Source organism: Janibacter sp. CFPM2_SD2, assembly GCF_057364645.1.
Map to the genome: position 1 here is coordinate 1 of NZ_JBNFOF010000286.1, position 2,663 is coordinate 2,663.

General features: G+C 74.6%; 1 protein-coding gene and 1 pseudogene. Both read right to left on the minus strand.

The window, feature by feature from the left end:
• A pseudogene (locus AC2W7J_RS17370) lies at positions 1-192 on the minus strand (hypothetical protein); the annotation flags it as partial.
• 185 nt (positions 193-377) lie between these two features.
• Positions 378-2,663 (minus strand): transglutaminase family protein (locus AC2W7J_RS17375; protein WP_485983949.1); only part of this gene is annotated, 2,286 nt, incomplete at its 5' end.

Here is a 2,663-nt window from a genome sequence, read left to right on the forward strand (position 1 = left end):
GACGACCCGGCTGGCGCCGGCCCAGCCGTGCGCGAAGTGCTCGACGTCGGGGCCCTGCCAGGCGTCGCCGAGCACCGTCAGCAGCCGGCTGCCCGTGGTGCCGACGTCGCGCACGTCGTCGGCGCACCGCCCGAGCTGGGCGGCGATCTCGTGCAGGCGCGCGGTGTCAGCGCCGTGGGTCACCGGACTCATGGTCGGAGCCTAGGGAATCCGCCGCGCTGACGGCAGGGGGAGCGCTCCCACGCCGTCCGGCCCCCGGAACTTCGCAAAACCCTAGGGTCTTGCGAAGTTCCCCCCGGCCCACTCCGCAGGACCCTAGGGTTTTGCAGAGTTCGAAGGGGAGATCGGCGCTGGCTGCCGACGGGCTCCCCGCGTGCTCAGGCCTGGTCGTCGGGAGCGCCCACGGTCTCCTGCACCGGGCCCTCCGCCGTGATCTCGACGACCGGCTCACCGTCGACCGGTGGCATGCCCGGGTCGACCGCCTCGGTCGGCGGGGTGGCGAACTCGTCCTCGGTGCCCGGCTGTCGGTCCGTGCCGGGGAAGCGGCGCAGGTCGAGCGTCACGGGGAAGTCGGTGACGGCCGGGCCGAAGCCCGTCATCGGGTCGGGCAGTGCCGACAGGTCGACCGGGCCGGGGGTGTGACCACTCGCGACGAAGCGCGCCGCCCGGCGCGACTCCGCGGACGCGGCGTTGACCGGGAAGGTGTCGTAGGCGACGCCGCCCGGGTGGGTCACGTGGTAGGTGAACCCGCCGAGGGAGCGGCCGGTCCACCGGTCGACGAGGTCGAAGACGAGCGGACCGTGGACCCCGATCGTCGGGTGCAGCGCCGAGGGCGGCGCCCAGGCGCGGTAGCGGACGCCGCCGACGAAGGCGCCGGAGCTCCCCTTCGCCCCGACGGGACCGCCCCAGCCCTGCTCGGCGACGGGGACCATGGGCACGGGCACGCCGTTGCACGTCACGACGTGCCGGCCCTCGACGAGGCCGACGGCGCGGACCTGGACCTTTTCGACCGAGGAGTCGACGTAGCGGGCGGTGCCGAACTGGCTGACCTCCTCGCCGAGGACGTGCCACGGCTCGATCGCGGTGCGCAGCTCGAGCTCGACGCCGGCGATCGTCGTGTCCCCCAGCCGCGGGAAGCGGAACTCGAGGAAGGCGTCGAACCACGCCGGGTCGATGCGCCCGGCCCCGGCCCGCTCCAGGTAGCGGTTGACGTCGTCGAGGACGTCGCGCAGGTCGGCGGCGACGAAGGCCGGCAGCAGGTAGCGGTCGTGCAGCCGGGTGCCCCAGTGCACGAGCGGCCCCGTGTAGGGCTCCGCCCAGAAGCGGGCGACGAGCGCGCGCACGAGCAGCGCCTGCAGCAGCGCCATCCGCGGGTGCGGCGGCATCTCGAAGCCCCGCATCTCGAGCAGCCCGAGCCGCCCGCGCTCGGAGCCGGGCGCGAAGAGCTTGTCGATGCAGAACTCCGACCGGTGCGTGTTGCCCGTGATGTCGGTGAGCAGGTGGCGCAGCAGCCGGTCGGCGAGCCACGGGCGCGTGTCGCGCTTGGGCCGCAAGGTCTCGTCGAGCGGCTCGGTGACGTCGGCCTCGACGTGCTCCATCGCGATGACGTGGTCGAGCTGCGCGAAGGCGATCTCGAGCTCGTAGAGCGTGTCGGCGCGGCCCTCGTCGACGCGCGGCGCCTGCGAGGTCGGGCCGATGAAGCGCCCGGAGAAGAGATAGCTCAGGGCCGGGTGGTGCTGCCAGTAGGTGACGAGCGAGCGCAGCAGGTCGGGTCGACGCAGCATCGGGCTGTCGGCGGCCGTCGGCCCGCCGAGCGTCAGGTGGTTGCCACCGCCGGTGCCGGTGTGCGCGCCGTCGAGGTCGAACTTCTCCGTCGACAGGTGGATCTGGCGCGCGTGCTCGTAGAGGCCCTCGGTCTGCTCGACGAGCTCGGCCCACGAGGCGGTCGGCGCGACGTTGACCTCGATGACGCCGGGGTCGGGCGTCACCGACATCGTGCGGACCCGGTCGTCGCCCGGCAGCGGGTAGCCCTCGAGGACGACCGCGTGGCCGGTCTCGACCGCGGCGCCCTCGACGGCGCCGACGAGCTCGAGGGCGTCCTCGAGGTGCGACACCGGCGGCAGGAAGACGAAGAGGTGCCCGTCGCGGTGCTGCACGGCCAGGGCGGTGCGCGGCGACTCGTCGATCGGCAGCACCCGGGCGGGTGCGGCATCGCTGGCCGGCAGCGTCGTCGGGTCGAGGGCGGGCAGCGCTCCGCGCGGGTCGAAGGGGGACCGCTCCGGCTGGTCGGGACCCTCCGTCCAGGCGATCGAGGACAGGGGCAGCCGCAGACCGGCGGGCGAGTCGCCGGGCACGAGGGCGAGGAAGCCGCGGCGGGTGCGCCACGTCGTCGTCGCCCAGCCCTCGCCGTCGGGGGCGGGGAAGACCGGCAGCACCCAGGCGGCCGGGGTGTCGAGGTCGACCTGCTCGTCGACCCTCGCGACGACGGCCGCACGGTGCTCGGCGTCGGAGGCATCCTCGCTGTCGGGGGCGACGTCCCCGCCGGAGGGGCCGTCGCCGTGGGGCAGGCGGCCTCGGTGACGACCTGCTGCAGCGGGTCCTCGACGGCGGCGACGAGCTGCTCGGGCGGGATGCCTAGCCGCCGGGCGAATGCCGAGCGCGAG